The 1,742-nt window shown below is 61.7% G+C and carries 1 protein-coding gene; it reads left to right on the forward strand.

What is annotated here, in order from left to right:
- Positions 1–85: 85 nt before the first annotated feature.
- Positions 86–1,742, forward strand: a 1,657-nt coding sequence (locus tag KDL09_RS09340) for a GTP-binding protein (RefSeq protein WP_294384181.1), incomplete at its 3' end; no start/stop codon positions are given.

Consider the following 1,742-nt stretch of genomic DNA (forward strand, 5'->3'; position numbering starts at 1 on the left):
CGGTGCCGAAAGCAATGCAGCGAACCGTTTGCCTATGGCGCGAAGACTGCTACCCTCGCGGCCCCCTTCCCCAAAAAACCCGCCCATGACCCCAGACAAAATCCGCAACATCGCCATCATCGCGCACGTCGATCACGGCAAAACGACGCTCGTTGACGGCCTGCTGCGCGCCAGCGGCAACTTCCGTGAGAACCAGGCCATCGCCGAACGCGCGATGGACTCGATGGACCTCGAACGGGAAAAGGGCATCACCATCAAGGCGAAGAACACCTCCGTTCATTGGAACGACCACATCATCAACATCGTGGACACTCCCGGCCATGCCGACTTCGGCGGCGAGGTGGAGCGCGTGATGAAGATGGTGGATGGTGTGATGCTCGTGGTCGATGCGTATGAAGGCCCGCAGGCGCAGACGCGTTTCGTTTTGAAGAAGGCGCTGGAGCAGGGCATCAAGCCCATCGTGCTGATCAACAAGATGGACCGCCCGCACATCGAACCGCAGAAGGTGCATGACAAGGTGCTGGAACTCTTCCTCGAACTCGACGCCACCGAAGACCAGTTCAACGCAGCCTTTGTTTATGGCAGCGCACGCGCCGGCTGGGTGACGGATTCACCAACGGGCGAGCAGCACGACATGACCTTCCTGCTCGGCAAGATCGTGGAGCACATCCCGGCACCGAAGGCGGAAGTCGAAGGCAGCTTTGAAATGCTGGTGTCGAACATCGACTGGGACAATTTCGTGGGCCGTGTGGCCATCGGCAAGATCACCCGCGGCAGCGTGAAGCTGGGCGATCGTGTTTTCCTGCTCGGCAAGACGCCGGAAGACAAGGCCGTGCCGGTGAAGGTGACGAAGGTGTTCCAGTATACGACTCTCACCACCTCCGACTCGGTGGAAGGCACCGCAGGAGACATCGTGGGCATCAGTGGATTTGAAGACGTGGACATCGGCCAGACGGTGGCCGGAGCCGCGGACGCCCCCGCCCTGCCCTTCGTGGCGATCGATCCGCCGACCATCGTCATGCAGTTCGCCGTGAACGACGGCCCTCTCGCAGGACGCGAAGGCGAGCATGTGACCTCGCGCAAGATCCGCGACCGCCTGGACCGTGAGCAGAAGATGAATGTGACGATCAGCGTGAAGGACACGGACACCGCCGGCATTTTCGACGTCAGCGCCCGTGGCGCGATGCAGATCGCCGTGCTGGTGGAGCAGATGCGCCGCGAAGGTTACGAACTTCTTCTGTCCCGCCCGATGGTGATCATGAAGCGCATCGACGACGAGCTGTGCGAGCCGTTTGAGACGCTCTATGTGGACGTGCCGGACGACTATCTCGGCGGCGTGATGAAATCGATCTCCGAGCGCAAAGGCAAGATCGAGGACATGAGCGCCCACGGCGGACGCACCAGTCTGCAGGCCTATGTGCCGACACGCGGCCTGATCGGCTTTGAATTCGAACTGATGAACCTGACGAGCGGCCACGGCATCCACAGCCATCTGTTCCGCGAATACGCACCGCATGCCGGTCCCATGCAGACCCGCAGCACCGGCACGCTGGTCAGCACGGAAGCAGGTGAATCCACCGGCTACGCGCTCGACACCATCCAGGTGCGCGGCAAGCTCTTCATCGGTGCAGGCGAGCAGGTCTATGACGGCATGATCATCGGTGAAAACCCGCGTGCTGACGATCTGCCGGTCAATCCGACCCGCAGCAAGCAGCTCACCAACTTCCGCGCCGCCGGCAACG

It is taken from the genome of Prosthecobacter sp., assembly GCF_020439865.1.
In the GTDB taxonomy this organism is placed as follows: Bacteria; Verrucomicrobiota; Verrucomicrobiia; order Verrucomicrobiales; family Verrucomicrobiaceae; genus Prosthecobacter.